Source organism: Clostridium lamae, from assembly GCF_033043255.1.
GTDB classification, from domain to species: Bacteria; Bacillota; Clostridia; order Clostridiales; family Clostridiaceae; genus Clostridium; species Clostridium lamae.
The window spans coordinates 16,091-39,426 of sequence record NZ_JASCQJ010000002.1 but is presented as its reverse complement, the minus strand read 5'-3'; the positions used below and the strand labels follow the sequence as shown (position 1 = coordinate 39,426).

The 23,336-nt window shown below is 27.6% G+C and carries 27 protein-coding genes and 1 tRNA gene; 20 read left to right on the top strand and 8 right to left on the bottom strand.

From position 1 onward, the window contains the following. The first annotated feature begins 98 nt into the window (after positions 1-98). Genes QK892_RS01270 through QK892_RS01260 form a run of 3 tightly spaced genes read left to right on the top strand, consistent with a single transcriptional unit; the run spans position 99 to position 3,263 of the window. Positions 99-791, top strand: a complete 693-nt coding sequence (locus QK892_RS01270) for a response regulator transcription factor (RefSeq protein ID WP_317271706.1) — start codon at positions 99-101, stop codon at positions 789-791. Then, on the top strand, positions 781-1,839 hold the full coding sequence (locus QK892_RS01265; protein WP_317271705.1) for a sensor histidine kinase: 1,059 nt from the start codon (positions 781-783) through the stop codon (positions 1,837-1,839). The genes QK892_RS01270 and QK892_RS01265 overlap by 11 nt, the downstream gene beginning before the upstream one ends. Then, positions 1,839-3,263, top strand: a complete 1,425-nt coding sequence (locus QK892_RS01260) for a sensor histidine kinase (protein ID WP_317271704.1) — start codon at positions 1,839-1,841, stop codon at positions 3,261-3,263. The genes QK892_RS01265 and QK892_RS01260 overlap by 1 nt, the downstream gene beginning before the upstream one ends. Before the next feature lie 64 nt (positions 3,264-3,327). On the opposite strand, the gene QK892_RS01255 is transcribed toward QK892_RS01260, so the two are convergent. Further along, the gene (locus tag QK892_RS01255) at positions 3,328-4,350 is read right to left on the bottom strand and encodes a branched-chain amino acid aminotransferase (RefSeq protein WP_317271703.1); all 1,023 of its coding nucleotides are present in this window, start codon (positions 4,348-4,350) and stop codon (positions 3,328-3,330) included. Between the two features lie 208 nt (positions 4,351-4,558). Between QK892_RS01255 and QK892_RS01250 the strand changes: the two genes are divergently transcribed. Continuing rightward, complete coding sequence (locus QK892_RS01250) at positions 4,559-4,936, top strand: RidA family protein (protein ID WP_317271702.1); 378 nt, start codon at positions 4,559-4,561, stop codon at positions 4,934-4,936. A 130-nt stretch (positions 4,937-5,066) separates the two neighbouring features. Here QK892_RS01250 and QK892_RS01245 read toward each other — a convergent pair whose 3' ends face one another. Continuing rightward, a complete protein-coding gene (locus tag QK892_RS01245; protein WP_317271701.1) occupies positions 5,067-5,810 on the bottom strand; it encodes a TIGR03915 family putative DNA repair protein in 744 nt (247 codons plus the stop codon). 12 nt (positions 5,811-5,822) lie between these two features. Then, complete coding sequence (locus QK892_RS01240) at positions 5,823-7,172, bottom strand: putative DNA modification/repair radical SAM protein (RefSeq protein WP_317271700.1); 1,350 nt, start codon at positions 7,170-7,172, stop codon at positions 5,823-5,825. A 215-nt stretch (positions 7,173-7,387) separates the two neighbouring features. On the opposite strand from QK892_RS01240, the gene QK892_RS01235 reads away from it, so the two are divergent. From QK892_RS01235 to QK892_RS01220, 4 genes are all read left to right on the top strand, one after another. After that, complete coding sequence (locus QK892_RS01235; RefSeq protein WP_317271699.1) at positions 7,388-8,443, top strand: ABC transporter substrate-binding protein; 1,056 nt, start codon at positions 7,388-7,390, stop codon at positions 8,441-8,443. Between the two features lie 103 nt (positions 8,444-8,546). After that, positions 8,547-9,107 (top strand): DUF3867 domain-containing protein, encoded by a 561-nt coding sequence (locus tag QK892_RS01230; RefSeq protein WP_317271862.1) that lies wholly within the window; start codon positions 8,547-8,549, stop codon positions 9,105-9,107. Positions 9,108-9,248: 141 nt separating this feature from the next. Next, positions 9,249-10,805 (top strand): ABC-F family ATP-binding cassette domain-containing protein, encoded by a 1,557-nt coding sequence (locus QK892_RS01225; protein WP_317271698.1) that lies wholly within the window; start codon positions 9,249-9,251, stop codon positions 10,803-10,805. A 161-nt stretch (positions 10,806-10,966) separates the two neighbouring features. Continuing rightward, positions 10,967-11,359 (top strand): bleomycin resistance protein, encoded by a 393-nt coding sequence (locus tag QK892_RS01220; protein ID WP_317271697.1) that lies wholly within the window; start codon positions 10,967-10,969, stop codon positions 11,357-11,359. Between the two features lie 208 nt (positions 11,360-11,567). Here the strand turns inward: QK892_RS01220 and QK892_RS01215 are convergent, their stop codons facing one another. Further along, positions 11,568-12,086, bottom strand: a complete 519-nt coding sequence (locus tag QK892_RS01215) for a hypothetical protein (RefSeq protein WP_317271696.1) — start codon at positions 12,084-12,086, stop codon at positions 11,568-11,570. 547 nt (positions 12,087-12,633) lie between these two features. Here QK892_RS01215 and QK892_RS01210 point away from each other — a divergent pair. The 7 genes from QK892_RS01210 (at position 12,634) to QK892_RS01180 (ending at position 16,046) form a co-directional block, all read left to right on the top strand. Beyond that, positions 12,634-12,843 (top strand): helix-turn-helix transcriptional regulator, encoded by a 210-nt coding sequence (locus QK892_RS01210; RefSeq protein ID WP_317271695.1) that lies wholly within the window; start codon positions 12,634-12,636, stop codon positions 12,841-12,843. Beyond that, entirely contained in the window at positions 12,840-13,190 is a 351-nt protein-coding gene (locus tag QK892_RS01205) for a hypothetical protein (RefSeq protein ID WP_317271694.1), read from the top strand. The genes QK892_RS01210 and QK892_RS01205 overlap by 4 nt, the downstream gene beginning before the upstream one ends. Before the next feature lie 13 nt (positions 13,191-13,203). Continuing rightward, the gene (locus QK892_RS01200; protein ID WP_317271693.1) at positions 13,204-13,377 is read left to right on the top strand and encodes a KOW domain-containing RNA-binding protein; all 174 of its coding nucleotides are present in this window, start codon (positions 13,204-13,206) and stop codon (positions 13,375-13,377) included. A 29-nt stretch (positions 13,378-13,406) separates the two neighbouring features. Further along, positions 13,407-14,255, top strand: a complete 849-nt coding sequence (locus QK892_RS01195) for an ABC transporter ATP-binding protein (RefSeq protein WP_317271692.1) — start codon at positions 13,407-13,409, stop codon at positions 14,253-14,255. After that, positions 14,252-14,995, top strand: a complete 744-nt coding sequence (locus QK892_RS01190; protein WP_317271691.1) for an ABC transporter permease — start codon at positions 14,252-14,254, stop codon at positions 14,993-14,995. Before QK892_RS01195 ends, QK892_RS01190 begins: the two co-directional genes overlap by 4 nt. Before the next feature lie 116 nt (positions 14,996-15,111). Beyond that, positions 15,112-15,411, top strand: coding sequence for a hypothetical protein (locus QK892_RS01185; protein ID WP_317271690.1), 300 nt, complete (start codon positions 15,112-15,114; stop codon positions 15,409-15,411). Between the two features lie 101 nt (positions 15,412-15,512). Further along, on the top strand, positions 15,513-16,046 hold the full coding sequence (locus QK892_RS01180) for a DUF4269 domain-containing protein (RefSeq protein ID WP_317271689.1): 534 nt from the start codon (positions 15,513-15,515) through the stop codon (positions 16,044-16,046). Between the two features lie 236 nt (positions 16,047-16,282). Here the strand turns inward: QK892_RS01180 and QK892_RS01175 are convergent, their stop codons facing one another. Continuing rightward, positions 16,283-16,474, bottom strand: coding sequence for a hypothetical protein (locus tag QK892_RS01175; protein ID WP_317271688.1), 192 nt, complete (start codon positions 16,472-16,474; stop codon positions 16,283-16,285). A gap of 356 nt (positions 16,475-16,830) precedes the next feature. Between QK892_RS01175 and QK892_RS01170 the strand changes: the two genes are divergently transcribed. Continuing rightward, positions 16,831-17,130: an HNH endonuclease gene (locus QK892_RS01170; RefSeq protein WP_317271687.1), complete on the top strand. Its 300-nt coding sequence runs from the start codon at positions 16,831-16,833 to the stop codon at positions 17,128-17,130. Positions 17,131-17,149: 19 nt separating this feature from the next. Here QK892_RS01170 and QK892_RS01165 read toward each other — a convergent pair whose 3' ends face one another. From QK892_RS01165 to QK892_RS01155, 3 genes are all read right to left on the bottom strand, one after another. Beyond that, positions 17,150-17,389 carry a hypothetical protein gene (locus QK892_RS01165; RefSeq protein ID WP_317271686.1) on the bottom strand — a complete coding sequence of 80 codons (240 nt, stop codon included), beginning with the start codon at positions 17,387-17,389 and terminating at the stop codon, positions 17,150-17,152. Positions 17,390-17,482: 93 nt separating this feature from the next. After that, a complete protein-coding gene (locus tag QK892_RS01160; protein ID WP_317271685.1) occupies positions 17,483-18,118 on the bottom strand; it encodes an HNH endonuclease family protein in 636 nt (211 codons plus the stop codon). Between the two features lie 95 nt (positions 18,119-18,213). Then, a tRNA-Met gene (locus tag QK892_RS01155) sits at positions 18,214-18,289 on the bottom strand. A gap of 283 nt (positions 18,290-18,572) precedes the next feature. On the opposite strand from QK892_RS01155, the gene QK892_RS01150 reads away from it, so the two are divergent. The 4 genes from QK892_RS01150 (at position 18,573) to QK892_RS01135 (ending at position 23,328) form a co-directional block, all read left to right on the top strand. Further along, positions 18,573-19,310, top strand: a complete 738-nt coding sequence (locus tag QK892_RS01150) for an SDR family oxidoreductase (protein WP_317271684.1) — start codon at positions 18,573-18,575, stop codon at positions 19,308-19,310. A 118-nt stretch (positions 19,311-19,428) separates the two neighbouring features. Then, on the top strand, positions 19,429-20,418 hold the full coding sequence (locus tag QK892_RS01145; protein WP_317271683.1) for a questin oxidase family protein: 990 nt from the start codon (positions 19,429-19,431) through the stop codon (positions 20,416-20,418). A 570-nt stretch (positions 20,419-20,988) separates the two neighbouring features. Then, positions 20,989-22,347, top strand: a complete 1,359-nt coding sequence (locus tag QK892_RS01140; RefSeq protein WP_317271682.1) for a PTS sugar transporter subunit IIC — start codon at positions 20,989-20,991, stop codon at positions 22,345-22,347. Positions 22,348-22,569: 222 nt separating this feature from the next. Continuing rightward, positions 22,570-23,328: an IclR family transcriptional regulator gene (locus QK892_RS01135; RefSeq protein WP_317271681.1), complete on the top strand. Its 759-nt coding sequence runs from the start codon at positions 22,570-22,572 to the stop codon at positions 23,326-23,328. Positions 23,329-23,336 lie beyond the last annotated feature (8 nt).

Below are 23,336 nucleotides of genomic sequence, written 5' to 3'. Positions count from 1 at the left end.
GAAAGTATATAGATTAATTTTAGGATTTTAAATTATTATTAAAGAGTAGATGCTATAATTTATATATAACATTAATAAAGAGGAAGAAGTGGATATTTATGGGGAAGTATAAGGTTTTAGTAGTGGATGATGAAAAGGAAATAACTGATGCTATAGAAATATATTTAAAAAATGAAAATATAGATGTAATTAAGGCTTATGACGGAATTGAAGCTCTTAATATAATAAAGAAAGAAGATATACATTTAGTTATAATGGATTTAATGATGCCTAAAATGGATGGAATGAGGACAACTATGAATATAAGAGAAGATAAAAATATACCAATTATAATTTTATCTGCAAAGTCACAAGATACAGATAAAATTTTAGGGCTTAACATAGGTGCAGATGATTATATAACTAAACCTTTTAATCCTTTAGAGCTTATTGCAAGAGTTAAATCTCAACTTAGAAGATATGTAGATTTAGGAAACTATCCAAAAGAAGAAAATGATATTTTAGTTTATGGAATAATAAAGTTAGATAGAAATAAGAAATTACTTGAGGTGGATGGCAAAGAGGTAAAAATAACTAAAACAGAATATGGAATTTTAGATTTACTGTTAAGTAGTCCAGGAAGAGTATTTTCTTCAAAGGAAATATATGGAATAGTCTGGAATGAACCTTGTTTTAATGCTGATACAGTAATGGTTCACGTAAGAAGAATAAGAGAAAAGATAGAAGTAGATCCTAAAAAACCAAGATATATAAAAGTAGTATGGGGAGTGGGATATAAGTTTGAAAAATAATATAAACATATTAAAATATATTTTACTTTCCTTAATGTTATTTAGTAGCGTTCTAATAATGAGCATATTACCAGAACATAGAGGGTTAATATTAATTATTTCTATATTATTGATAATAAATATAATAATGTTTACTAAGCTTATAAGGAATAATCAAATGACTTCTTATATTTGGAGAAAAATTGAAGAGTGGATAATAAACTTTAAAAAAGAGGAAAAGGATAGTATTTATATCAAAAGGGAAGTGTTTAATAGTGTGGATATTAATTTTCCTTTGGATAAAAAATATTTAGAATTAGTAAAGAAGATTAATTACATATCTTTAAATTCAAAAAAATCTGCAATGAATATTAAAAGAAATGAAAAAGTTAATATGGAGCTTATAAATAATTTAACAAGAAAATTAAATAAACCTATAGAAGATATTATTGAAAATATAAGTAAACTTGAGACTGATGAAAAGAGTTTTGATACAATAAATACTTTGAAGATTAAATCCAATAACTTAAATAAACTAGTTGAAGAATTATTTGAGGCTTCGAAAACTGCAAATGGTGATATGAAAGTAGAACTTAATGAAATAGAAATAGTTGAATTTTTAAAACAAGCTATAGTAGAAATTGAAGATAAAATGTTAGAGAACTCAATAATTTTAAAAAATAGTTTTCCTAATGAAGCAATATATATAAATTCTAGCGGGGAAATGCTATGGAGAGTATTCGAAATACTGTTTGACAATATTTCAAAACACTCTTTAGAGAAAACCAGAGCTTATTTAGATGTTAAAAGAGTAGATAAAAAAATATATATTATATTAAAAAATACTTCAAGAAAGGAACTAAATATAGAGCCTAAGGATTTAGTTTATTTAATTAATGAAAACACAAGTGAAGATGTTTCTGGACTAGGTTTAGAAATTGCTAAAAACTTAGTTTTATTGCAAAAAGGTGAGTTTAAAATAAATATAGATGGTGATTTATTTAAAGTAATTATTAGTTTTGATATTAGTTCTTTATCAGAAGCACCTTTAGATAAGGTGGTGAATTAATGTTATTAGATAAGATGATATTAAAGGAGAAGATTACCTGGCTTAAGGATGAAGAAATAAAAAACTTAGGGTTAATTAATGAAAATGTATTTATAGAAACAATAATAGGGAAGATTTTAGTATTAATCAATTATTTTGTAGTGAAAAAGTTAGTTAATACTACAGGAGGAGAGTTTTTACCTAATTATACCTCCGAAGGTCCAAAGTATATAGTTTTACTAACTTGGATTGTATTTTCCATAATAGTAGCTATATCGGTAATGCAAATAGTTTTGAAATGTAGAGTATATAATAAAAGTGATATAGAAGAATATGAAAAAGATTTCTATAAAATTAAAGTATTTGACAGGTTTGTAAAAGTGGTTATTTTAGTAGTTCTTTATATGATTATGTATCAAATTATCTTTCAGTTAGAAATGAAAGAAATAGATATAAAGAATACCATACTAGTATGGGTTGTAATATTAAATACTATAATTGCAATATATCTTTTTATAAGCTTAATGAAAAATAGAATAATTGTAGATAAATTAAATCTAGTGTTAAATGAAACTATTAAGAGTTTAGAAAATGGAAATTTTAATGAGGTATTTAGTTTACTAAATAAAATAAAATTTAAGTATGCATTACTTAATGGTATTGAATTCAACATAATGAATAGAGCAATTTATGATATTATTTCTTTAGCAAAGGAAATGGAGGATAGAGAATCATTTTCAAACTTAAATAAAGTAGATCTAATTACTAATATTTCTCATGATTTAAGAACTCCTCTAACTTCAGTTATTAATTATGTTGACTTCCTTGGGAAGGATTGCTTAAGTCGTGAAGAAAAATTAAAATATTTAGATGTATTAGAGAGAAAAGCAAAAAGAATAAAAGTTTTAATAGATGATTTAAAAGAATCTCTCATGGCTAATTCAAGTGATATTGTATTAGATATAAAGGAAGTGGATTTAAGAGAAGTTTTGAATCAAACACTCTTAGAAGTTAAGGATAAGCTTTTAGAAGAACAGTTTACAATTAATTTAAAACAATTTATTAATTCAAAAGAAGTAGATATAAATGATGAAAGGAAAATAGTAGTTAGAGGTGACTACAATAAGATTCTCAGAATATATCAGAATTTAATTTCCAATATTATCAAATATTCATATAAGCCTTCGGAAGTCTTCATTATAATAGAATATTATGAAAATAAGGTAAATAAAAAGAGTAGAGTTATATTTATTAACGAGGTAGAAAAAGATATAAATATTGATGCAGATAAGCTGATTGAAAGATTTAGAAGAGGCGATATATCAAGAAATACAGAAGGTACTGGTCTTGGGTTAGATATTGCAAAAGGTTTAACAGAGGCACATGGCGGGGACCTAACTGTTGAAATTAAAGATAATATGTTTATTGTAAATGTTAGCTTATAATAAAGAAATCCATAGAAACTAATGATGTTAATACTTAGTTTCTATGGATTTTTATTGAAGGAAACTATACTTCAAAAACCCAACCTTCAGGACCTTCAATATCACCAAATTGAATTCCACAAAGGATTCTATAGAGCTCTTTTGTAACAGGGCCAACTTCTTTTTCACTATAGAAAACATGAAGCTTATCCTTATATTCTATCCCTCCAATTGGTGTTATAACAGCAGCTGTACCACAAGCACCAGCTTCTTTGAACTCATCAATATTATCTATATAAACATCTCTTTCATAAACAGGCATTTTCAAATAATCTCTAGCTATATCCATTAGAGAATATTTAGTTATACTTGGAAGGATTGATGGTGATTTCGGTGTAATAAACTCATCATTCTTAGTTATACCAAAGAAATTAGCAGCACCAACTTCCTCTATTTTAGTGTGAGTTGCAGGATCAAGATATATACAATCTGCAAATCCTCTTTCTGCAGCTATTAAATGAGGGTGTAATGAAGCAGCATAGTTACCACCAACTTTTTGTCCACCTGTTCCATATGGGGCAGCTCTATCATAATCAGATATCATAAAGTTACATGGTGATAATCCATCTTTAAAATATGGACCTACTGGAACTGCAAATATAGAGAAAATGTATTCAGGTGCAGGTTTTACTCCAATATTATCTCCAACACCTATCATAAATGGTCTTAAATATAAAGTAGCACCACTTCCATAAGGTGGAACGTAATGCTCATTAGCTCTTACAACTTGCATACAAGCATCGATAAACTTTTCAACTGGTATTTCAGGCATAAGTAGCCTCTTTGTACTTTCATTCATTCTATTTGCATTTCTATCAACTCTAAATAATTGAATTTTACCGTCTTTTCGCCTGTATGCCTTTAGTCCTTCGAAGCATTGTTGACCGTAATGTAAAGCAGTAGATGCTTCACTTATTCTTAGCATATTATCTTTAGTAAGTTTTCCCTTGTCCCATTTCCCATTTTTCCAAACTGATATATATCTATAATCAGTTTTGATATAATTAAAACCAAGGTTATCCCAATCAATTTTAACATGTTTACTCATAAATGTACCTCCCTTATGTTTTTATACTATTTTAACATTTGTTAATATAATAATAAACTTTTTATAAAAAAATAAATAAATTAATTTAATATATAGGTTTTAATAAAAAACATATAGTTAACTTAAGGAAAATAATGTATGATAATTATTATATGATTAATTTTAATGGTGTTTATAATTTTTATATATAGAAAGGATGTACATTATTATGCAAAAAGAAATTATTTCAACAAGTAAGGCTCCATCAGCAATAGGCCCATATTCTCAAGGAATTAAAATAGGAAATATGGTATTTACATCAGGTCAAATTCCAGTTAATCCTGCAACAGGAGAAGTTGTAACTGAAATTAAAGCAGCTACTAAACAATCATTAGAAAATGTTAAGGCGGTTTTAGAAGAGGCAGGAAGTAGCTTAGACAAAGTAGTAAAAGTAGTAGTATTTATTAAAGATATGAATGATTTTGCTCAAGTTAATGAAGTTTACGGACAGTACTTTACAGAAAATCCACCAGCAAGGAGCTGTGTGGAAGTTGCTAGACTTCCAAAAGATTGCGTTATTGAAATAGAAGCAGTAGCAACTGTTTAGGAATGAAAGAATGAAATTTTGGCTTACGCCAAATTAAAGAATGAAAAAATGAAATAAATGAGATAATAAATAATTTCGTGTAATTAGCTATTATCTCATTTATTACTTATTTATTTTTATTCATTACCTTTTATTTATCTTCTATTTCAGTTAAGTGTTTCCAATATCTTTTTGGCATAAATTGTTTTTGAAGTTTTGGATTAGTTCTTTCTTTTATAGCTGTAGATATAAAGTAATTTTTCCAAAGATCTTCGAATTCATCATTATAATTCTTTAAAGAATTATATATTTCACTATTCATTTCTGTTATTTCCCAGGCAATTTTATTGTAAACAGAAGCAATATTCCTTTTAGTATCGTGAATAATCCAGTATTCATTAGAAAATCTATTAGCAAAATGATTAGAAATAAGTTCTAATATATTATTATCAGGTTCAATAGAGGAATATAAGAATTTATCATTAATTAGAGAAAATCTAACAAACCCAACAAATCTATGAGCCTCCATAGAAACTCTTTTTTCTATTAAATCTAATTCACGAACTATATCTAAATATAAGTGCTTATGTACGTTACTACCAAGTTTAAAAGCAGTTTTTAAATATTTGTAGCATAGAATTCCTTTTTTCTTATGATTAGATAAATAAAGTTTATATATTTTATTTAGTGCAAGAGGGTCGATTTTAGTAACAATAGAATCTTTAACTTTTTTGTATTTTTCTACATCAGTTTTTAAATATTCAATGGTAGTTAACATATCAATATCAGATGAATTATCTGCCTCTATAGAAATTATTTCATCTTTTGAGTAAAAAGCATAATAAATCGCAGTTAGAAATCCTTCAAAAGAATCTTCGTAAATCAGTTTTAACATTATTTCACCACCTTATATTTCCCCAGTTATAGATGTGTTTTTATCCTTAGGTAAGATAATTTGCTTAGCTTCAGGAAGATAAATATTACTTTTAGAATTAGTATAAATATTATCAAAAAAAGATATTTGTTCTGAATTTTCATCATCTAACTTTGGTTTATCTATATAAAGTAATCTTGTTCTTATTATCTCATCGTTAAAAGGTACATCACCATAATATTTTCCTCTGCAGGTAATAAAATATTTAGCTCTTTTTAGAACTACACCAATCTTTTTCAAATCATCAAATGAAAGGGAATGAACCCTTCTTGCAATGGCTATTTTTCTTGCAGAACGGACTCCTATACCTGGGATTCTTAGTAATTCATCATAGGATACCTTATTTACTTCCATAGGGAAATTATTAATATTATTTAAAGCCCAAGAAGTTTTAGGATCAAAATTTAAATCAAAGTTTTCATTTTCATCTTTTAATAATTCTTTTGCTTTAAAACCATAAAATCTAAGTAGCCAATCTGCTTGATAAAGTCTATGTTCTCGAACTAAAGGTGGATGTATTATGTCTGGAAGAGCTTTTTCATTTTTAACTACAGGAACATAGGCAGAATAATAAACTCTTTTTAAATCAAATTTGTTATATAAATTTTCCGATAAATTTAATATTTTATAATCACTTTCTGGAGTTGCACCAACTATTAATTGAGTACTTTGTCCTCCAGGAACAAAAAGTGGGGTTGATTTTATATTTCTTTTTAAATCTTTATGTTCTATTATAGAATTTTTAATAATACCCATAGGAGCTAGAATATTTTCCTTGGTCTTTTGAGGGGCAAGAAGCTTTAAACTTGAAGCAGATGGTAGTTCTATATTTACGCTCATTCTATCAACATACTTACCAGCTTCTTTTATTAACGCTTCATCAGCACCAGGAATAGCTTTAAGATGGATATATCCATTAAAGTTTTCTTCAAGACGCAATTTCTTTACAACTGAAAGCAAAAGCTCCATTGTGTGATTTGGGTTCTTGAAGATGGCAGAACTTAAGAAAAGCCCTTCTATATAATTTCTTTTATAAAAGTTAATAGTTAAATCTACCACTTCCTCAGGTGTAAAAGCAGCTCTAGGTACATCTTTTGAAGAAGCATTAATACAATACTTACAGTTGTAAATACAGTAATTAGTCAATAGTATTTTTAAAAGAGAAATACAGCGACCATCAGCAGCAAAACTATGACATATACCACTACTAGCTGCATCTCCTAAACCATTATGTGTATTTTTTCTCTTAGAACCTGAAGATGAACAAGAAACATCATATTTAGCTGCAGCTGAAAGAATATTAAGTTTTTCTTTTATATTCATAAAATCACCTACTTAAAGAACTTAATATAATTATTATACAGAACATATGTTCTGAATTCAATATCAATACATATATAATTTTTGTATTTAATGAATTTAAATGCATAATTTTTTTGCAATTTAGTATATTTCAATATATAATTTACTTGCAATTAAGGAAGAAATATTATGATAATATTGCCATAACTTTACAGAGTATGAAAGGAAGATGATAAATGAATAAATTAACTAAAATATTTGCTGTATCACTAAGTTTAATTTTAACTTTTGGACTTTTTACAGGATGTAAAAAAAGTGATAAGAAGACTATAAATGTATTAAATTATGGAGAAAATATAGCAGAAGGAATTATAGAAGAATTTGAAGATAAGTACAATGTAACAGTAAATGAAAGATATTTTGATGACATGGAAACAATGTATATAGAAGTTGCTTCAGGAAAAACTACTTGGGATGCTGTTTTGGTAGCTGATTATATGGCTGATAGAATGATACAAGAAGGGTTACTTCAAAAAATTAACAAAGACAATATTCCTAATTTAGAACAAATGAATGAGAGCGATATGGGGCAACCTTTTGATCCAAACAATGAATATACTGTACCTTATATGAATGGAACTATAGGTATTATATATAATAAAGACTTAGTAGATGAGCCAGTTGATAGCTGGGATGCAATGTGGGATGAAAAATATAAAAAGCAGATTTTCGTCTTAGATGCACAAAGAGATGCTATAGGTATGGCATTAAAGAAATTAGGATATTCATTAAATTCAACTGATGAAAAAGAACTTGAAGAAGCTAAGAACTTATTAATAGAGCAAAAACCTTTAGTATTAAAATATGGTGCTGATGAAGTAAAAGATTTAATGATATCGGGTGAAGCTTCTATAGCTATGATATGGTCAGGTGAAGGATTAAATTTAGCTGATGAATATGATAATTTAGAGTATGTAATACCAAAAGAGGGAGCTAACTATTGGTTAGATTCTTGGGCAATACCAACAAATGCAAATGATAAGGAAACAGCTGAAGAATTTATAAATTTTGTTAGTGATAAGGATAATGCTTATAAAATTGCAGAAGAAATTGGTTATACAACTCCAAATAAATTAGCTATGGAAGAGCAGCCAGATGAAGTAAGAAACAATGAAGGTGCATATATGCCTAAGGAAGTTATGGATAGATGTGAAATATATAAATACTTACCTCAAGATAAACTAAAATTATACGAAGAAGTTTGGAATACAGTAAAAACAGCTGATTATTAAAAATTGATAAAAAATTATTAATATTACATTAATTAATAGAATATAGAAAACAATAATAGTATAATATTAATAACATCTATTAAGGATATAGGAGTTGATTGGTATTATGGATAGAATTATAGATTTTAATGAAATTAAAAACAGAGTGAATGATAAAGATGTAGATAAATTTGAATCTTATATTTATAACTTATATTATGATATGTCTTCAGGAAAACTAAATATGGCAGACTTTACAAAAAAGATGATGGAGTATATGGAGGAAAATAACATATCTCAAGATAAGTTTCTTAAGATGCAAACAATGCTTATGGAAAGATACGGCTTTGATGCTTCAGGTATTGAGGCACAACTTAAGACATTAGGATTAAATAATGTTATTCCAGGTGCTGAAGATATAGAAAAAATCAGAAAAAGTATGAGTTTTCAAGAAAAGTATAAGGATAAATTAAGAGTTTCAACAGTAAATAATTATTCTATTGCTAATGATAAAAATAACTTAAAAATTTTAACTGAAGGTGAAAAAGTTATTTTAACAAGTGAAGGCAAGATAGATTTAAATGATTTAGAGTTAAATGAGTTTTTATGTTCTTATAAGAAGGTAGTTGAAGATAAAAATTTAATTATTACTATCTGTGAAAATATTAAAGAATATGAATACTAAAATTACTAAAAAAAATCTATTTATTTTCTAAGATTATAGTTTATAATAAGTAAGGTATGAGTTATCATGCCTTATTTTTGTGTGAAAGAAATTATTATGAAAACTAATTATCTTATAGATATAAACACAGGAGGATAATAAATGAGTGTATTAACAGTTAAAGATATGAGTCATGGTTTTGGAGATAGAGCCATTTTTGAAGATGTATCCTTTAGACTATTAAAGGGGGAGCATGTTGGCTTAATTGGTGCTAATGGGGAAGGGAAATCAACTTTCATGAGTATAGTTACTGATAAGCTTATGCCAGATGAAGGAAAAGTTATTTGGTCAAATAATGTTAGAGTTGGATATATGGATCAGCATGCAGCATTAGAAAAGGGACAAAGTATAAGAGATGCATTAAGAGATGCATTTAAATATCTTTTTGATTTAGAAACAGAAATGAATTCTCTTTATGAGAAAATGGGTGATTGTACACCAGAAGAATTAGAAAAAATGCTAGATAGAACTGCAGTTATTCAAGATCTATTAGATCATAATGGATTTTATATAATAGATGCAAAGGTAGAAGAAGTTGCAAAGGGACTTGGACTATTAGACTTAGGTTTAGATAGAGATGTAGATGATTTATCAGGGGGACAAAGAACAAAGATACTTTTAGGTAAGTTATTACTACAAAATCCTGATATATTACTTCTAGATGAGCCTACTAACTACTTAGATGAAGAACATATAGAATGGCTTAAGAGATACCTTCAAAATTATGAAAATGCATTTATTTTAATTTCTCACGATATACCATTCTTAAATTCAGTAGTTAATTTAATATATCATGTTGAAGAAAGAAAACTTACTAGATATGTTGGTGATTACAATGAATTCAGGAGATTATATGAAGAAAATAAAAAGAGATTAGAGGCTGCTTATGAAAAGCAACAAAAAGAAATAGCTAGATTAGAAGACTTCGTTGCAAGAAATAAAGCAAATGTTGCAACAGCTAATATGGCTAAGTCAAGACAAAAGAAATTAGACAAAATGGAAGTTATAGAGCTGTCTAAAGAAAAACCAAAGCCAGAGTTTAACTTCAAAATAGCAAGAACTTCAGGTAAGACAATCTTTGAAACTAAAGATTTAGTTATAGGATATGATTCACCACTTACTAAGCCTTTAAATCTTTATATGGAAAGAGGACAAAAAATAGCATTAGTTGGTGCTAATGGACTTGGTAAATCTACATTATTAAAAAGCTTACTTGGAAAAATACAGCCTTTAAGTGGAGAAGTTCATCTAGGTGACTATCAACATATAGGATACTTCGAACAAGAAGATAGAGATAAAAATACAAACACTTGTATAGAAGAAGTATGGCAAGAGTTCCCAAGTAAAACTCAATACGAAATCAGAGCAGCTTTAGCTAAATGTGGATTAACAACTAAGCAATTAGAATCAAAGATAATGGTATTATCAGGTGGAGAAGCTGCAAAGGTTAGACTATGTAAGATATTAAATACAGAGACAAATATATTAATCCTAGACGAGCCTACAAATCACTTAGACGTAGATGCCAAAGAAGAATTAAAGAGAGCCTTAAAAGAATACAAGGGCTCAATATTACTAGTATCACACGAACCAGAATTCTATAGAGATGTAGTAACTGAAATATGGAACTGTGAGGATTGGACTACTAAAATCGTGTAACGATTTAGTGAATAAGTAAGAAGTAAAAGTGAAGAGTTTTGGAGGAAATTCATTCTGAATTTCTTTTAATTGTTGAAGAGTTAGTGTAAAAGCTAACTCTTTTTTATAAGAGTTTTATTATATGATAATATAAGTATATATTGGCTAGGGGGATAAGAATAATGAAGTTTAATAGTTTAATACCAGAATTATCAGTGATGAATATTGAAGAATCTAAGAAATTCTATATGGATATTTTAGGGTTTAAGTTAGAGTATGAAAGAGTAGAAGATAAATTTGCTTTTTTATCATTGGAAGACGTACAAATTATGATAGAAGAGGTAAATGGATATTGGAATACAGGTGAGCTTGAATATCCATTTGGGAGGGGAATCAATTTTCAGATTGAAGTACCTAATGTTGATGAAATAAGAGAGAATCTTGTTAAAAATAATATTGAATTATTTAGAGATATAACTATAAGTGAATATGAATGTAATGGAAAAATAATATTACAAAAAGAATTTCTTGTACAAGATTTAAATGGATATTTACTAAGATTTTGTTCAGAATAAGTAGTTCGTTAGAATATAGACTAAAGGCAAAATAGATATTAAAGTTGGATACAATCTTGAGTAATTTTTTATGGGTTGTCATAAAGGTATGAAGATTGGACTACAAAAATTGTTTAATGATTAGTTAAGAACTAAGATGTAAAAGTGAAGAGTTTTGTAGGAAATTCATTCTGAATTTCTTTTAATTGTTGAAGAGTTAGTGTAAAAGCTAACTCTTTTTCATTTTAGATAATTTAAAATTAATAATTAATAATGACATAAATAAAAATAAAATTACAATAGGAAGAAGTAAAAAATAGAGAGCGTTTTTTCCTACATATGTGTCGTCTCTAAATATTGGAGGGAGGGCTGCATCTGAATATTTAACATCAAATAGTGGGATTTCACCTTCTGTATCATCAATATATGTTCCAATTATTTCTCCATATAGATTGAAGTCTCCTAACATAACAGGATCATTTACGGCATGATTTGGAGTATTTCCAGTAATTTTGATATATCTAGGATTAGAATTTGGGTAAGTATCTTTAATAATATCCCAAACTTTATCTTTATCTTCCTTTAAAAAATAAAGTGGTCCAGTTGTAACCTGTAAATGAACTCTTATTTTTATATCATTTTCCGAGAGAGTTTCTTTAGGTGTAATTCTAGTAGGGGTAAAGCAATAGATTGCTATTAATATAGATAATACTAAAAATGTAATAATAACTCTTTTAATTTTCTTCATAATATAAATCCTCCTGAAATAAGCATAATAATAGTGTACAGTTAATGGGAAAATATTACAAGTTGAATTAATTCATCAAAATGAAATAATATGATAGTATTCAAAATGAATGGATACATGAGAAGTGAAGAATTAAGAGAGAAAAGTGAAGAGTTTTGGAGGAAATTCATTCTGAATTTCTTTTAATTGTTGAAGAGTTAGCGTAAAAGCTAGCTCTTTTTCATTTTAGATAATTTAAAACTAATAATTAATAATGACATTTGTATATTTATTATATATGGGGACACTAAAGGTAGATATACATTACTGAATTAATTTTTATAATCTTCATTAAAAAAATATAAGAAGATTATTAGTTAAATTCTTATTGAATAAATTAAATAGCTATAGTTAAAAGTAGTAAGCTTTTAGTTGTAAGGCTAAAGTTACCATTCTTTTTAAGTTATGGACTATTGACAAAATGTAATCATGTAGTTACAATTAGAGATGTAATGAGGTGGTTACATAAAGAAAATAAAACATTACATTAAGAAAGGAATGAGTTATATTGATAAAAAATCGGCTTAAGGTGTTGAGAGCTGAAAGAAACTGGACACAGGCAGATTTAGCTGAAAAAGTCGGGATATCTAGGCAAGCAGTGATTTCAATAGAAAAATATAAATATACTCCATCATTAGAGTTAGCTTTTAATATTGCAAAAGCTTTTGGAGTTGAAATTAATGATGTATTCGAACAAGAGGAGGAAGAAAATAGATGAGTTATATTATTAAAACTGGCATATTTATATCATTAGCTGCTATAGCAATTTTGGGAAACTATTATGAAGCTAGAAAGAGAAATGAGTATAAAAATGATGAACGTTGGAAAATGATTGTTAGTAAATCTAATAATTTTACATTAAATCTACTAGTTGGGTTATCAACCATAATTTTATTCATATCCATAGTCTATGATAATGATTTCCTTCTTCAATTTACTTTCTTTAAAGAATACTTTTTCCAAGATAATATTTTTAAATTACTTTATGTATGGGGAATAGCAACACCATATATATTAATTACTTCAAAAACTATTGCATTATATGTTTATGATAAAAGAATATAAAAGGAGAATGAAAATGGGAAAATTTAAAGTTGGCGATGGAGTTACTGTTATTGATGGACCTATGAAAGGAATTTATGGTACAGTTATTTATTTAAATAAGAAAAAAGAACAATATTTAATTCGTTTTACAGCAAACCAGCAGTTTTATTATTATGAGGATCAAATCAAACTTTGGGAAAGTAAATAATCCAAAAATATTGACAAGGGGGAATTGCAATGGGAAAATTGCTAGAATTAAATAATATTTCTAAGAAATTTGGACATAAAGAAGCTTTAAAGGATATTAGTATAACTATTAAAGAAGGTGAGATTTTAGGCTTTTTAGGGCCATCTGGATCAGGAAAAACTACCACTATCAAAATTATAACTGGACAATTGATGCAGTCAGGAGGTTCAGCTTTTATTTTAGGAATAGATACTCGTAACATAGATGAAAAAATATATGAGAAAGTTGGAATTGTCACAGATACAAGTGGATTTTATGAAGAGTTCACGGTTTATGATAATCTTAAATTATTTGCAAAGTTATTAAATGTTGGATTAAAAGAAGTTGATATTCTATTGAGACGTGTTGGCTTAGAAGAACAAAAAAACTTAGTTGCCAGTAAACTTTCTAAAGGACAAGGACAACGGTTAGTTTTAGCCAGAGCTATTTTACATCGTCCTCAATTATTATTTCTTGATGAACCTACTTCTGGATTAGATCCATCTACAGCACTGGAAATTCATAAATTATTACTGGAATTACGTGACCAGGGTATGGGAATATTTTTAACTACTCATAATATGGAAGAGGCAACGAAACTTTGTAATTATGTGGCATTATTGAATGAAGGACGAATTGTTGAATTTGGCACTCCACAAGATATTTGTTTGCGCTACAACAACAATAAGCAATATGATGTGTTATTAGAGTCCAAAGAAAAAGTAGTGTTGGATCAATCCAGTAGTTCAGCAGAAAAAATTAAAGAATGGTTATTAGCGGATGAAATTGCTGCAATCCATTCATGTGAACCAACATTAGAAGATGTCTTTTTGACTGTTACGGGGAGGGAATTACAGTGAAACGTTCATTAATAAAAATAAGCTCATTAACAGAATTTAAAATAAAAGAAATCATGAAAAATAAAACATTTCTATTTTCGTTAGTTACTGCACCTTTGATTATTTTGATTTACAGATTTGCTTTTGCAGAAATGATGGGTGGAAAACTAGATAGCAATATGATAGGGGTACTAGTGAAGCTTGGTTCATCTGTATCGATGGCAACAGTGGCATTAACATTTCCAGCAACCCTTTTAGCAAAAGATAAAGAGAAGAATACATTAAGAACTTTGATGACTTCTTCAGTAACGGGTATAGAATATTTAATTAGTGTACTTGTTCCAGTGGTAATTTTATCAATTATAGTCAATGTAGCAATTCTCTTTATTAGTGGTATCGAACTACAAAATATTAATATTCCATATTTTCTTCTAGCTATTAGTTTTGGATGTTTAGCTTCAGCAATTTTAGGTACAATTGTCGGGATCTTTTCAAAGAATCAAATGGCGGCAACATCTAATTTAACAAGTTTTATACTGTTGCTAACAATGATTCCAGTGTTCTCAGATTCAGTGAGCTCCTTGAAAAAAATAAATGATTTTTTATTTACAGGAATAATTACAAATATGTTTTCTGGATTTGTAGAAGGTAATAAAAATCCCTTAACTATATTAAATTGGAGTGTTTTGGTAGGGAGTTGTGTAGTGCTGATAATAGCTTTTGCAGTTTGTTACAAGCGTAATGGATTTGAGAATGATTAAATTATAGTTGAATATAAGAAAATTCATTATGAATTTCTTCTGATTTTTGAAGAGTTAGTGTAAAAGCTAACTCTTTTTGTTATAATTTCATTAAAATGTTTATTTAAGAGGTGAATATGGATAAAAAGGAAGTAATAAGAAAGGTTAAAAGCTTAAATTTAGATTTGAATGAAGTATGGGTTACCTCAAGTGCTGTATTAGTTTTGCATGGAGTTAAAAATATTGCAAGAGATATAGATTTAGGGTGTTCACTTAATTTATGGAATGAGTTAATTTTGGAGGGGTATAATTACAAGCAATTTGAAGATAGATCTCTTGCAATAGAATTAGGGTCAGATATAGAAATAATTAAAGAATATTATGTGGATGATATAGTAGAAATAGAAGGAATTAAAGTTGGAAGCCTAGAAGCATAAAGAAGCAAAAAGTAAGGTTAGGAAGAGAAAAGGACTTAAAAGATATAGAATTAATAGATAAGTATTTAAACAAAACTCAAAATTTTATAAATATGGATTATTTGAAATTTGGAAATAGGAAACAACAAAGTGCTTTCAAATTATTAAATACTATACATATATTTGATATTCTTAAAAAGTATAATCCTATTTTAGTAGGGACTATACCCATAGGAATTGATATAGACAGTAGTGATCTGGATATTATATGTGAAGTGTATAACTTAGAAGAATTTGAGAGATTGATGAAAGAAAACTTTTCATGCTTTAATAAATTTAAGATAAAAAAAGTAAATGATGAAATTTTAATAGTTAATTTTCTTATAGATGAGTTTGAAATAGAAGTATATGCACAAAATATAAAAACTACAGATCAAAATGGATATAGGCATATGATAATTGAAAATAGAGTATTAAAACTAGGAGAAGATTTAGTAAGGGAAAAAGTTATAGATTTAAAGAAAAGTGGACTGAAGACTGAGCCAGCATTTGCTAAGCTTCTAAACTTGCCAGGAAATCCATATGATGAACTATTAAAACTTGAAGAGTTGAATGATGCAGAAATAAGAAATTTATTAGATTTTACTATAGAATAATCATAAATATTAGAAATAGATTAACTTATAAAGGATTTAGAAATTAGCAGTTAATGTTTTAAATACAAATGTAATTAAAATAGTATATAAAATAAGTGGTGGTGTTATTAGTATATTGTGAAATAGTAGAATTTGCTTAATAACAAATTGAATTGAGTATAATATAAATGATGAAGGAAGATTTAAATATAAAAGCATTACTGGAATTTGTTAGTTCCAGTAATGACCATTAAGAATTAATTGTTTTTTACATTTAAATTAGCATTAGCATCTATTTCGCTTTCATTTTCAGTTTCAGCTTCATTTTCGGTTTCAGTTTCAGTATCGGTGCTAACATTTGTTCCGTTAACAGTGATATTTAAAGTTATTGTGTTACCGTTACTAGTAGTATCAGTATTAGAAGTTTCTTGAGCCTGAAGTTGAGCCAATATTTGATATATCAATCTTAAATAATTGTAGTCGTCTAAGTCATTGAGACCATCATAACGATAGCTACCAAAACTACTATCGTTATATGAATTATTATTTTGATTTTCAAAATTAGGGTTTTCTTAATATTTACCCATATAAATTCCTCCATATAATTTTATCATTATATTTAAGCACAATTAATAGCACACTGTATAATATTCTATACAGTGTAAATACGATACATATATTTATTTATGTAATTAAAAATTTATAAGAGTTAGTGTTATTGATAATTCTTTTTTTGAGATAATAGGAATCATATATTGGGCATAATAAATTATAAATATATAATTTGATTGTAGGAATGATAATTATGGAAAATAAATATATATGTAAATTATGTAGAAGAGAAGGAGTACCAAAAGTTACAGAACATCATCTTATTCCAAGAGAAGAGGGAGGTAAAGATGGTGAAGTAGCTTGGCTATGTGAGAGTTGCCATAAACAAATACATGCATTATACACTAATAAGGAACTTGCTATAAGATTAAATACATTAGATAGTTTAGAAAATGATGATAAGATAAGTAAATATTTAAAATATATAAGGAAACAACCAGCAAGTAAAAAAGTGAAAGTAAAAAAATCTAAAAATGTACGTAAAAAGGTATGAGAAAAATCTCATACCTTAATTAATAATTAATACCTGCATCTTTTATGTTATTTATATCATTTTGAGAACATGGAGTGATTGCATAAGTCATTTTACAATTTTGACACACAGTTACAAAAGTCTCCATTGTAACACTATCTCCACATGAACATTTTATTTCATAAGGAGTATTTAATTTTAAATTTGCTTTTCCCTTTTCTCTTAATCTATCAACAATTGCTTTCCCATCTTTACTACTTGTTCCACAGCCACAACTCATATTTTTACCTCCTGAAGTTTTAATTAATAGTTCCTATTAACAATTATACACAAAAAAATTAATTTAGTATGTAACAATAGTTACCAAGGAGTACTATTCAATTATTTTCTTTTCTAAGTTACTACGTCTACAATCTAGAGGATTTAAGTTTATGTGATGCACAATTTCAGATTCATTAGGGCTCATTATAAGTTTATCTAAATGAATTCTACCTTGTGGAGTATTTGCGATAACAGTAATAGTACCATTTTTCTTATATTCAACCCAACTAAACTCATCAGTTATAACGGTATTTAAATCTTCAAAAGAAATTAATGCCTTAGACTGTGGGATATCGTATTTATTAGTTAGAATTATAGCAATAGTGTTATCATCAACTTTTTCGTATTGATTCTTTTGAGCTCTTTGTACTATTTCTAAATTGGACTTTCTGTTATCTAGCTTATTTCCATTGATATGTTTAACAGGAGCTTTTGAGCTGGTATTTAAAACAACTGTTTGAAGACTTTGCTTTAATGGCTTAGTTCCTTTTGAATTACTTATGTTTTGAATTATGTAAGCATTAAAATCCTTATGCCATTCAGCAAACCAAGTTCCCATAGCTTCTATTCTTTCAACGTCTTCAGCATCTATTTCAAAAACTAATTCACTTCCATCTTTCTTTAAAACGGTGCCATAAGCAATAGGACCTTTAACTTCAAATTTATTTTTAAAAGTTTTATAATTCATTAAATATTTCCCTCTTTCATAATGATCTAAATGATTTAAAATTTTTATACACTTTTTTAAATAATAAAAAAACCTTACAGTAAGAGTAAGGTTTTTGGTAGCGGGAGCAGGACTTGAACCTACGACCTTTGGGTTATGAGCCCAACGAGCTGCCAACTGCTCCATCCCGCGATATTAAGTTTACATATTAGTTTTGCTAACTTGTATCCTTAGTATATGCTTAGCAAGGCTTAATGTCAAAATGATATTACATCATATTATGGCATATGATGACAAGAGGTGTCTTAGGGTATCATATCATGCTAAATACTACAAAATAAGAAAAGTTAAATTGAAATATAATATCTTTAAGGATACTTAATAAGTGTATAATAATAATTAGTAATAAATATATTAGGGTGATATTTAGAAAAGATTAAAAAAGAAATTAAAGCTAATGAGAGGAGAGAGGTATATGCAAAGAGGCGTTATAGTAACTGGTGGGGGACATGGTATTGGAAAACAAATATGTTTGGATTTCTTATCTAAAGGAGATAAGGTTTGTTTTATTGATATTGATAAAAAAAACTCAAGAGAATTTGAAAGTGGTCATGAAAATTTATTTTATTATTATGGTGACGTAGCTAATCCAGATAGTTTAAAAAACTTTGTTGATTTTTCAATGGAAAAGTTAGATAGAATTGATGTACTTGTAAACAAGGCGTGTAAGGGGAATAATGGTATTATATCTAATTTAGATTATAATGGCTTTGATTATGTTCTTTCAGTAGGTTTAAAAGCTCCTTATGAATTAAGTCGTCTATGCAAAGATGAGCTAATAAAGAATAAGGGGAGAATCATAAATATTGCATCTTCAAGAGCCTTCCAATCAGAACCTGATAGTAAGGCTTATGCTAGTGCAAAGGGGGGGATAGTTGCATTAACACATTCTTTAGCTATTTCCCTAGGACCAGATGTATTAGTAAATTGTATAGCACCTGGATGGATAAATGTCAATGAAGAGGAAAATTATACTGAAACAGATAAAGCTGCAATTCCAGCTGGAAAGGTCGGAAATCCAAAGGATATTTCAAACATGGTTATGTATCTTTGTAATAGTGATTTTATTACTGGAGAAACTATAACCATAGATGGTGGTATGAATAAGAGAATGATATATCATGGTGATTGGAATTGGGAATATAATAAATAGAGATAAATATAAGAGTTAGAAAATGTCTAGCTCTTTTTTATTTATTAAATAAATTATTTGACAAGTATTACCAGTATAGTAAAATATAATTGAAAATAATTTTCAATGGGAGGAGATTATGTTTAAACAATTTTTTAACAAATATAAGGATTACGCAAGTGATTATAATGGAGGATTATCTAGTCATATACCAATGGTTAGTTATTCACTTTATGAACTAGAAGTGCCTTTTAATGAGATAGAAAAATATTTAGATGACACAATCGGAAGAATAAAGATTTCTAAAGAGAATTTTATAAAGATATATAATATAAATGATGATAATTTTGAAGAATATTTAGGTCTTAATGATTCTTTTGCCTCATATTATGAGTATTTTTCAAAAAAAATAAATGAATCTAATTATTTAGATGTGATAGGAGAATTTTTGCCCCAATTAATTAAAGGAGTTGCAGCACGCGCTTTCCATCCTTTAATTAGGTTATCTTTTGCTGTAAGAAGTGAAAATGAAGAAGAGGTTATAAGATCACTAAGCTATTTTGCTGAGACCTTTATAACAAACGAATTTGATATTTTACCTCCTAAGTCAGAAAATCTATTAGAAGATTTAAAAGTGCTAGTAGAATCAATTAAAAATGAGGATTATAGTGGGAATTTAATTGCAGATAGAATAAGAAATATCTATGGATTTGATGGCTTTAAGAAAAATGCTTTTACTTTAAAAGGAAATTATGAAGATATAGTATTACAATTAGATAAAATTATAAATAAATTATTTGTTCAAACTAAGAATTTTACAATATTACATGGAGTGACATCTAAAGAAGCTATTAAAACTTTATTACCTTTAGTTAAAGATAAGGAATATGTGTTGCAAAATTATTGGATAGCAATTTTAGGAGCTTATATTTCAATAGGTAGTCCTGAAATTAAAGATTTAAATATTGATATTCCTAAGAATTTGCCTGACTTTAAAGAAATAATAAGAGCTAACATTAATTCTAATAATGATCATTCAATTAAACTTGCAAATACTTGTAGGATCGAATTTGAAAGATCAGGAGATTCAGTATATAAATATATGGCGTTTTTAAGAGCATATAGTTAAAGATAGGAGCTGCCTAGGCTCCTTAATTAAAAGTGTAGAATTATTGATATAATTCCAAACGAATTACTAAAAATATATATATTTTAGAAACTCTTAGCAGAGTTTCTTTTTTATTTTACATTTTAAGAATATAGTAAGCATATTAAATGTTAAGTAAAATTAGGCAATATATTAAGTGCATGCTATATGTATATTATAAAAATTTCTGAAAATAATATTAGTGTAGAGTAAATTCAAATGTATTAATAAGAATAAAAGTTAACAGATAGTATTTGTCTTTTATAGGTTTTTTATTTATATAAAACAATATATTTGATATTAAAAAAATATTAATTATAAATGAATTTACTAAATAAATCCTAAAGGAAACTAATGTATTAAGAGCCATATAAAAGTAAAAATATATAAAGAAATTCGCAATTACAAACAGAATTATTCGTAAATATGGACAATTCAAAAAATATAAAAAATTTAAAAAAACATGTTGACAATGTTTACATTTTCGGAGTAAACTGTGCTTGTACAAAATAATGAACGCAATACGAATATGCGGATAAAGGGGAGTTTAAAATGAACATTTCAGAAGTAGCAACTGAGAAGTTGCTTATGATTGCTAATAAAATTAGTAATCAAAAACATATGAGTGCAATAAAAAATGCATTCTCTGCATTAATGCCAGTAATAATAACTGGAGCATTCTGTACACTTATTACTAATGTTGTATTATCAACAACTACAACAGGAATATCTCTTGCAAAAGTAAATGGTTTTGCTTGGTTAGAGTATTTAACACCTATATTTAGTGCTGCAAATTATGCAACGTTAAATTTCTTTACAATGGGAGCTGTAGTGTTAATTGGTCTTGAATTGGGGAAAAAGAATGGGGTCAACCACTATACAGCAGCTATTATAGCAATGTGTTCATTTGTTGCTTGTTTACCAACTTTTGTTAACTTTACACAAGCTGATGGAGTTGTTGTTGCTATAAATAATGTTATAGGTAAAGACTATACAGCAGCAAGAGGATTATTCCTTGGAATGATTATAGCTTTAATATCAGTAGAAATTTTCTCAGCAATTGTTAAATCAGGAAAATTAAAAATTACAATGCCAGAATCAGTACCATCAAATGTTGCCACATCATTTAATGTTTTGTTCCCATTCATGGTTACAATTATATTAATGGCAGCAATAAACTTTGGAGTAACAAAACTTACAGGACTAAATTTATACGATATTATTTATACTATGTTACAAAAACCTTTAGAAGCAGTTATGCAAGGATTACCAGGACTACTAATTTTAATGTTAGTATCACAATTATTCTGGATAATCGGAATTCATGGTAACCAAATAATTAAACCAGTTAGAGAGCCATTACTAAATGCAGCTATTTTAGCAAATACTGATTTAGTTCAACAAGGAGTAACTGAGCTTAGTAAATTAAACATAATCAATATGTCTTTCTGGGACGTTTATATGTCAATAGGAGGATCAGGAGTTACAATAGGTCTTGTTGTTGCAATCTTCGTATTTAGTAGGAGAGAAGATTACAGAGGAATAGCAAAACTATCAGCGGCTCCAGCTATTTTTAACATAAATGAAACTATGACATTTGGATTACCAATAATGTTAAATCCAATTATGGCAATTCCATTTGTTATTACACCACTTATAACAGGAACTATTGCATATGTACTTACAGCTATAGGTTTTGCAGACGTACTTGTTTATGCAATCCCTTGGACAACTCCACCTATATTAAGTGCATGGCTTGCTAGTGGTGGAAGTTTAACAGCAGTTATTACTCAAGTAATATGTATAGCAGTTTCAATACTTATATATATTCCATTTGTAATGATGGCTAATAAACAATTAAATCCATATGCAGATACAGATTTAGATAATAAAGAAGCTATGACAAAATAATTAAATAAAAAATGAGTTATATCATAACTCTAAATGCAAAATGTAAAATATATCCATTCAAGAAACTCCTTAGGGAGTTTCTTCCTTAATTTTACATTTTACATTATTAATTTTATATTTATTACAGCACATTTTTTAAAATATGAAATGTTCGATTTGATTTAAAGTGTTATATTTAATATAGAATATTTTTAATATTATAAGCAGTAGAGGATGAGAGAAATGAAATTAAATCGTACATTATTAAGATCAATAGAAATTTTAGAATTAATATCTAAAAGTAAAGATGGATACACTTTAGCTGAAATAGTTGAAATTGTGCAGGCACCTAAATCAAGTGTTTTTGATATTTTGAAAACTTTAGTTCACACTAGTATGTTAGAAGAGGAATTTTCTAATGGAAAGTTTAGATACAAAATAGGTTTGCATAGCTTTTTAATAGGAAGCAATTATGTAAATGGGGTAGATACTGTTAAGGTAGCCAAAAGATATCTAAATCCATTAGCAGATAGAATGAAGGCAACGACTTTTATGGCTATATTAGATGATTATAAGGTTACATATTTATATAAATATGAATCTAAAGATAGTATTATAACAACAGCTAATATAGGGAGTAGAAGGGAGCTTCATAGTGCATCACTTGGAAAAATAATGTTAGCATATTCAAGTCAAGAATTTGTAGATGAAGCTATAAAGCACATAAATTTTGAGCCTTATACTGAATATACAATAACTTCGATAGAAAAATATTATGAAGTGTTAAAAGAAGCGAAAATAAAGGGATATGCAAAGAGTGATCGTGAAGATGCACTACATCAAATAGCAGTAGCAGCACCAATCTTTGATCATACTGGACAAGTTATTGCAGCAATAAGTTGTGTTGGTCTTTATCAAGAAAGCATAGATCTAGATGAATTAGGAGAAATAGTCAAAAAGGAAGCTAAGAATATTTCCTATAGACTAGGTTATTTGAAATAAGGAGGGAT

Excerpts from the sequence above, each read along its gene's own strand:
- QK892_RS01270 (WP_317271706.1), top strand. The coding sequence starts at position 99 with ATGGGGAAGTATAAGGTTTTAGTAGTGGATGATGAAAAGGAAATAACT.
- QK892_RS01260 (WP_317271704.1), top strand. The coding sequence starts at position 1,839 with ATGTTATTAGATAAGATGATATTAAAGGAGAAGATTACCTGGCTTAAG.
- QK892_RS01255 (WP_317271703.1), bottom strand. The coding sequence starts at position 4,350 with ATGAGTAAACATGTTAAAATTGATTGGGATAACCTTGGTTTTAATTAT.
- QK892_RS01250 (WP_317271702.1), top strand. The coding sequence starts at position 4,559 with ATGCAAAAAGAAATTATTTCAACAAGTAAGGCTCCATCAGCAATAGGC.
- QK892_RS01245 (WP_317271701.1), bottom strand. The coding sequence starts at position 5,810 with ATGTTAAAACTGATTTACGAAGATTCTTTTGAAGGATTTCTAACTGCG.
- QK892_RS01240 (WP_317271700.1), bottom strand. The coding sequence starts at position 7,172 with ATGAATATAAAAGAAAAACTTAATATTCTTTCAGCTGCAGCTAAATAT.
- QK892_RS01235 (WP_317271699.1), top strand. The coding sequence starts at position 7,388 with ATGAATAAATTAACTAAAATATTTGCTGTATCACTAAGTTTAATTTTA.
- QK892_RS01225 (WP_317271698.1), top strand. The coding sequence starts at position 9,249 with ATGAGTGTATTAACAGTTAAAGATATGAGTCATGGTTTTGGAGATAGA.
- QK892_RS01220 (WP_317271697.1), top strand. The coding sequence starts at position 10,967 with ATGAAGTTTAATAGTTTAATACCAGAATTATCAGTGATGAATATTGAA.
- QK892_RS01215 (WP_317271696.1), bottom strand. The coding sequence starts at position 12,086 with ATGAAGAAAATTAAAAGAGTTATTATTACATTTTTAGTATTATCTATA.
- QK892_RS01205 (WP_317271694.1), top strand. The coding sequence starts at position 12,840 with ATGAGTTATATTATTAAAACTGGCATATTTATATCATTAGCTGCTATA.
- QK892_RS01200 (WP_317271693.1), top strand. The coding sequence starts at position 13,204 with ATGGGAAAATTTAAAGTTGGCGATGGAGTTACTGTTATTGATGGACCT.
- QK892_RS01195 (WP_317271692.1), top strand. The coding sequence starts at position 13,407 with ATGGGAAAATTGCTAGAATTAAATAATATTTCTAAGAAATTTGGACAT.
- QK892_RS01185 (WP_317271690.1), top strand. The coding sequence starts at position 15,112 with ATGGATAAAAAGGAAGTAATAAGAAAGGTTAAAAGCTTAAATTTAGAT.
- QK892_RS01170 (WP_317271687.1), top strand. The coding sequence starts at position 16,831 with ATGGAAAATAAATATATATGTAAATTATGTAGAAGAGAAGGAGTACCA.
- QK892_RS01165 (WP_317271686.1), bottom strand. The coding sequence starts at position 17,389 with ATGAGTTGTGGCTGTGGAACAAGTAGTAAAGATGGGAAAGCAATTGTT.
- QK892_RS01160 (WP_317271685.1), bottom strand. The coding sequence starts at position 18,118 with ATGAATTATAAAACTTTTAAAAATAAATTTGAAGTTAAAGGTCCTATT.
- QK892_RS01150 (WP_317271684.1), top strand. The coding sequence starts at position 18,573 with ATGCAAAGAGGCGTTATAGTAACTGGTGGGGGACATGGTATTGGAAAA.
- QK892_RS01145 (WP_317271683.1), top strand. The coding sequence starts at position 19,429 with ATGTTTAAACAATTTTTTAACAAATATAAGGATTACGCAAGTGATTAT.
- QK892_RS01140 (WP_317271682.1), top strand. The coding sequence starts at position 20,989 with ATGAACATTTCAGAAGTAGCAACTGAGAAGTTGCTTATGATTGCTAAT.
- QK892_RS01135 (WP_317271681.1), top strand. The coding sequence starts at position 22,570 with ATGAAATTAAATCGTACATTATTAAGATCAATAGAAATTTTAGAATTA.